This window comes from Curtobacterium sp. MCBA15_008 (genome assembly GCF_001865065.1).
GTDB lineage: Bacteria > Actinomycetota > Actinomycetes > Actinomycetales > Microbacteriaceae > Curtobacterium.
The window spans coordinates 33,017-39,148 of sequence record NZ_MJGN01000012.1; the positions used below are offsets into that span (position 1 = coordinate 33,017).

The following is a 6,132-nucleotide window of genomic DNA, read 5'->3' on the forward strand; positions in this document are numbered from 1 at the left end:
CGGGACCCGGTGGCCCCGCCACGTCCGGCTAGTCGAGCAGCGCCGTCCGCAGGGTGTCGAGGCCGATGCTGCCGAGGGCCAGGGCGCGGTGGTGGAACGCCTTGAGGTCGAACGCCGAGCCCTCGCGCGCGGCGACCTCGTCGCGGATGGACTCCCAGACGCGCTGCCCGACCTTGTACGACGGTGCCTGCCCGGGCCACCCGAAGTACCGCGCGACCTCGAACCGGACGAAGGCGTCGGACATGTTCACGTTCTGGCGCATGAAGTCGAGCGCGTACTCCCACGTCCACCCGCCGCCGTCCGGGTTCGTCTTCTGCAGGTGCACGCCGATGTCGAGGACGACCCGGGCGGCACGCATCCGCTGTCCGTCGAGCATCCCGAGCCGGTCGCCGTCGTCGTCGAGGAACCCGAGCTGCTCCATCAGCCGCTCGGCGTACAGCGCCCAGCCCTCGACGTGGCCGGAGGACCCGGACAGCTGCCGGCGCCAGGTGTTCAGCTCACCGCGGTTGTAGACGCCCTGGCTGATCTGCAGGTGGTGCCCGGGGACACCCTCGTGGTAGACCGTCGTCTTCTCGCGCCAGGTGCCGAACTCGGTGACGCCCTGCGGCACGGACCACCACATGCGACCTGCGCGCGAGAAGTCGTCGGACGGGCCGGTGTAGTAGATGCCGCCCTCCTGCGTGGGGGCGATCCGGCACTCCAGGCGCTTGATCGGGTCCGGGATGTCGAAGTACCTGCCGTCCATCTCGCGGATCGACTCGTCGCTGGTCTCCTGCATCCACCGCTGCAGCGCGTCCGTGCCGTGCAGGACCCGGGCCGGGTCGGCGTCGAGCACCTCGATCGCACGGGCGACGCTCGCGCCGGACTCGATGCGGTCCGCGATGCGCTCCTGCTCGTCACGCATCCGCGCGAGCTCCTCGATGCCCCACTCGTACGTCTCGTCGAGGTCGACGACGGCGCCGAGGAACCGGCGCGAGTGCAGCTCGTAGGCGTCACGGCCGACCGCGTCGACCGGTGTCGCGAGGGGCAGCAGCTCGTGCTGGAGGAACTGGCCGAACGACCGGTACGCCGCCGCGGCGACCTCGGCCCCGCGGGCGAGTTCGGCACGGAGCGCGTCGGGCACCTGGCCGCCGTCGTCGAACGCGGCACCCTCGGCGAGCTGGCGGAAGACGCCGTCCTCGGCGCCGTTGCGGGCGGCCTGCTCGGCGATGAGCTCGACCTGGCGCTTCGCCGGCGTGACGTCCTCGCGGGTGCCCTCGAGCAGCGTCTCGCGGATGCCCTCGAGCGCGTCGGGCAGGGCGTGGAGCCGGCTCGCGATGTCCTGCCAGTCGGACTCCCCCGCGGTCGGCATGAGGTCGAGGACCTCGCGGACGGCCTGCGCCGGGCTCGCGATGACGTTGAGGTCGCGCAGGTGGAGCTTGCGGTCGAAGGACTCCTGGACGAGGTCGAGCTCGGCGCCGAGGTCGGTCTTCGTCACGCGGTCGACGGCGTCCACCGGCTCGGCGGCGTCGAGCGCGCGCTTCGTGGCCCGCGCGGCGTCGGCCATCGCGGCTGCCCCGGCGGGCGAGGTGTCGCCGTACTCGCCCGTGCGCCCGAGGACGCCGATGTACGTGGCGACGGTCGGGTCGAGGTCGACGAGGGTGGACACCCAGTCCTCGGCGACGCGGTCGACGGCGGACGGCTGGCGGACGGGACGGTCTTCGGTCATGCTCTCGACCCTACCGAGCCGTGACCCGACCGGTGGTCGGGACCACGGTCCGGAGACCGCGCCACCGGCGGACGGGGCGGACGGGGCGGACGGGAGGCGCGCCTCCTGTCCGTCCCCTGGTCCACATCAGTGCGCGGCGACCTCCCAGTTCGCCCCGACGCCGACGGACACGTCCAGCGGCACGGTCAGCTCGGCGGCGGCACCCATCCGGGTGCGGAGGATGTCCTCGACCCGGTCCTGCTCGCCGGGTGCGACCTCGAGGATGAGCTCGTCGTGGACCTGCAGGAGCAGGTGCGACGCCAGGTCGCCCTGGCGGAGGTCCTCGGCGACCCCGAGCATCGCGATCTTCATGATGTCGGCCGCCGAGCCCTGGATCGGCGCGTTCAGCGCGGCGCGCTCGGCGTTCTCGCGCAGCACGCGGTTCGGGCTCTTGAGGTCCGGGAAGGGACGACGCCGACCGAAGATCGTCTCGGTGTAGCCGTCCTCGCGCGCCTGCTCGACCACCCCGCGGAGGTAGTCGCGGACCGCGCCGAAGCGGGCGAAGTACTCGTTCATGAGGGTCCGGGCCTCGGACTGCTCGATGCGGAGCTGCTTCGAGAGCCCGAACGGGCTGAGGCCGTACGCCAGGCCGTACGACATCGCCTTGACCTTGGTGCGCATCTCGGGCGTGACGTCGGCCGGCTCGACCGAGAACACCCGCGCGCCCACGAAGCGGTGCAGGTCCTCGCCCTCGTTGAAGGCCTGGATGAGCCCGGGGTCGCCGGACAGGTGCGCCATGATCCGCATCTCGATCTGCGAGTAGTCGGCGGTGACCAGGGTCGTGTACGGCTCGGCCACGGCGAAGGCCGACCGGATCCGGCGCCCCTCGGCGGTCTTCACCGGGATGTTCTGCAGGTTCGGGTCCGTCGACGAGATCCGGCCGGTGCTCGTGCCGGTCTGCTCGTAGCGGGTGTGGATGCGTCCGTCGACGACCGAGGCGTCGAGGGTGTCGACGATCTGGCGGAGCTTCGTGGCGTCGCGGTGCTGCAGCAGCAGGCCGAGGAACGGGTGCGGGTGCTGGTCCTGCAGGTCGGCGAGGCTCGCGGCGTCGGTGGAGAAGCCGGTCTTCGTCTTGCGGGTCTTCGGCATCGCGAGCTCGGTGAAGAGCACTTCCTGCAGCTGCTTCGGCGAGCCGAGGTTCACCTCGTGCCCGATCTCGGCGAAGGCCTGCTGGGCGAGTTCCGCCGCACGCTCCCCCAGATCGTGCGACAACCCGGTGAGCACCGGCTTGTCGATACCGACGCCGATCGTCTCCATGCCGGCGAGGACCGGCACGAGCGGCAGCTCGATGTCGTCGAGGACCCGGAGCGAGGACTCGTCGATGCGTGCACGCAGCGCCGTCGTCACCCGGAGCACGAACCACGCGTTCACCCCGACGTTCACCGGGTCGGTCTCGGGGACGAGCTGGTTCGGGTCGCCGGTGGGCAGCTCTTCGCCGAGCTCCTGGTAGACGAGGTCGCCGAGCGGCTGTCCCTGCTTGCCGGGCTGGGCGAGCCATCCCATGATCCGGGCGTCCCCGGCGATGCCGTTGACCTGGAAGCCGACGGTGGCGAGGGCCTTGATCGCGGCCTTGGCGTCGTGGAAGTGCTTCGGGGCGTCGGAGGCGAACCACGCCGCCAGCTGTTCGTAGTCCTTCGCCCCGCTGCCACCCGGCACCATCACGGCGTCGTCGTGGGTGGCGATGCCGATCGCGCTGAGGCGGCCGTCGATGACCTCGACCGCGACGCCGTAGCCGTTGGCGGCCTCGGACGCGTTGCGGCGCTCGAGCCAGTAGCCGAGCTCCTCGTCGATGAGGGTCTTGACCGGCGGCGGGGTCGGCGCACCGCTGTCGATCGCACCTTCGGACGTGCTCGCCTCGGACGGCTCGCCGGAGCCGGCGACCTTGAACACCCGGTCGAGCAGCGTGCGGAACTGCAGCTTGGCGAAGAGCTCGCGCACCGCGTCCTCGTCGAGGGGACGGAGCGCGACGTCGGCCGGACCGACGGGCAGCTCGACGTCGTTCACGAGGCGGTTCAGCCTGCGGTTCCGGATCGCCCGGTCCTTCTGCTCGCGCAGGTTGTTGCCGACGACGCCCTTGATCTCGTCGGCGTGCTCGAGCACGGCGTCGAGCGAGCCGAACTGGGTGATCCACTTCACCGCCGTCTTCTCGCCGACCTTGTCGATGCCGATCAGGTTGTCGCTCGTCTCGCCGACGAGGGCCGCGATGTCGGGGTACTGGTGCGGCTCGATGCCGTAGCGCTCGTAGACCTTGTCGCGGTCGTAGCGGGTGAGCTCGGAGACGCCGCGGACCGACGGGTACAGCAGCGTGACGTCGTCGTTGACGAGCTGGATCGAGTCGCGGTCGCCCGAGACCACGTACACCTGGAACCCCTGCTCGGCACCCTGTCGGGCGAAGGTGGCGAGGATGTCGTCGGCCTCGTAGTCCTCTTTCGTGACCGTCGTGATCCCCATCGCCTCGAGCGCCTGCTGGAGCAGCGGGATCTGGCCCTTGAACTCGGCCGGGGTCTCGGAGCGGGTGCCCTTGTAGTCCTCGTACTCACGCGTGCGGAACGAGAAGCGGGAGATGTCGAACGCGACCGCCAGGTGCGTCGGCTTCTCGCGCTGCAGGAGCATGAGCAGCATCGAGATGAAGCCGTGGATGGCGTTCGTGTGCTGCCCCTCGCGGTTCACGAAGCTGTCGACCGGCAGCGCGTAGAAGGCCCGGAAGGCGAGCGAGTGGCCGTCGATGACCATGAGGGTAGGCTTTGCGGAGTCCGACACCCGGACAGCCTACCGACGCCATCCGACACGGGAGTCCGCCAGCGTGACCGACGAAGCGACCATCACCGGCACCGGCGCGACGGGTTCGCCCGAGGGCGTCGCGAAGCTCGCCGAACGGGGCATGGGCGAGCTCGCCGAGAAGATGGGCATGGTCGTCACGGAGCTCTCCGCCGAGCGCGCGGTGGGCACCATCCCCGTCGAGGGCAACCGTCAGCCGGTCGGCCTCCTGCACGGCGGCGCGTTCGTCGTCCTCGCCGAGAGCCTCGGCTCGATGGCGGCCACCGTCCACGCCGGTCCCGGCCGCTACGCCGTCGGCATCGAGCTGAACGCCTCCCATTCCCGGAGCGCCACGAGCGGCCTGGTGACCGGCACCTGCACGGCACTGCACCTCGGCAACACGCTCACCACGCACGAGATCGTCCTCACCGACGACCAGGGGCGGCGCTGCTCCACCGTGCGCATCACCAACATGATCCGCGAAGCCCGCTGACGCGACCGCACGACCGACACTGCACCACCGCGCCGACCGCGCACCGGGCCGTCACGAAGGAGTGACCATGCCCATCACCGACTGGAAGATCGAACTGATCATGGTCCCGGTCAGCGACGTCGACCGCGCCCGCGACTTCTACGCCTCGATCGGCTTCTCGATCGACCACGACCAGCGCGTCTCCGACGAGCTCCGCTTCGTCCAGGCGACCCCGCCCGGGTCCGCCTGCTCGATCGCGTTCGGCGAGGGCATCATGTCCCCCGACGTCGTGCCCGGGTCACTGAAGTCGATCCAGGTCGTCGTACCCGACGCCGACGAGGCCCTCGCACACCTGCAGGGACTCGGCGTGGACGCCATCGGGGTGGACGAACTCGCCTGGGGACGCTTCGTCTTCTTCACCGACCCCGACCGGAACGCGTGGACCCTGCAGGAGCTCCCGAAGCGCGGCTGAGGCGCCGGCTCAGTCCTCGGGCGGTCGCTGGAGCAGCAGCCGTGCGTCCCCGAAGCCGAGCCGCCGGTACAGGGTCTCGCCGTCGACGCTCGAGTGCACCGAGGTCCGCTCGACCCCGAGCGCGTCCGCCTCGTCGAGCAGCGCGGTGACGAGCCGCTTCGCGACGCCCCGGCCCCGCAGCTCGGGGTGGACGTAGACGGTCTGCACGTCGGCCGTCAGCCGTCGCGCGGGCCGGTCCGGCGTGGGCGGCCGTGCGACCAGCCCGAGCCACGCCATCCCGAGCACCCGCCCATCGCGTTCGGCGACGACGCACCGGTGGGTGTCGGGGTGCTCGGCGGCGAAGGCGGTCATCGCGTCGCGGTACGCGTCCGCCGTCAGTCCGGCGGTCACCCCGCCCTCGTCCACGCTCCACCGCCACCGCAGGTCGGCCACCGCGGGCATGTCGTCTGGCCTGGAGGCACGGATCACCACGTCGTCCATCGCCCCAGCTTGCCAGGTGGCCGGCACCGGCCGTCTGTTCGAGCGCAGCGTGCGACGTCCCACGAGTCGATCGACGCGTGCCGTGCCGCACGGTGCGCATGCATCGGATTCGTGTGCATGCTGCGACGTCCCACCTGTCGATCGACGCGTGCGGTGTCGCACGGTGCACACGCATCGGACGGCCGTCTGCCGGAACGCGGAACG

5 protein-coding genes are annotated in these 6,132 nt (G+C 71.1%); 2 read left to right on the forward strand and 3 right to left on the reverse strand.

The features are described 5' to 3' along the window. Positions 1-28: 28 nt before the first annotated feature. Both BIU96_RS06065 and polA read right to left on the reverse strand, forming a co-directional pair. Positions 29-1,708, reverse strand: a complete 1,680-nt coding sequence (locus BIU96_RS06065) for a DUF885 domain-containing protein (protein WP_071291720.1) — start codon at positions 1,706-1,708, stop codon at positions 29-31. Between the two features lie 126 nt (positions 1,709-1,834). Further along, positions 1,835-4,507, reverse strand: coding sequence for a DNA polymerase I (polA, locus tag BIU96_RS06070; RefSeq protein ID WP_071291721.1), 2,673 nt, complete (start codon positions 4,505-4,507; stop codon positions 1,835-1,837). A gap of 121 nt (positions 4,508-4,628) precedes the next feature. Between polA and BIU96_RS06075 the strand changes: the two genes are divergently transcribed. After that, the gene (locus BIU96_RS06075) at positions 4,629-4,997 is read left to right on the forward strand and encodes a hotdog fold thioesterase (RefSeq protein WP_071291844.1); all 369 of its coding nucleotides are present in this window, start codon (positions 4,629-4,631) and stop codon (positions 4,995-4,997) included. A 67-nt stretch (positions 4,998-5,064) separates the two neighbouring features. Beyond that, complete coding sequence (locus tag BIU96_RS06080) at positions 5,065-5,448, forward strand: VOC family protein (RefSeq protein WP_071291845.1); 384 nt, start codon at positions 5,065-5,067, stop codon at positions 5,446-5,448. Between the two features lie 9 nt (positions 5,449-5,457). Here BIU96_RS06080 and BIU96_RS06085 read toward each other — a convergent pair whose 3' ends face one another. Continuing rightward, complete coding sequence (locus BIU96_RS06085; RefSeq protein ID WP_071291722.1) at positions 5,458-5,928, reverse strand: GNAT family N-acetyltransferase; 471 nt, start codon at positions 5,926-5,928, stop codon at positions 5,458-5,460. Positions 5,929-6,132: the final 204 nt, after the last annotated feature.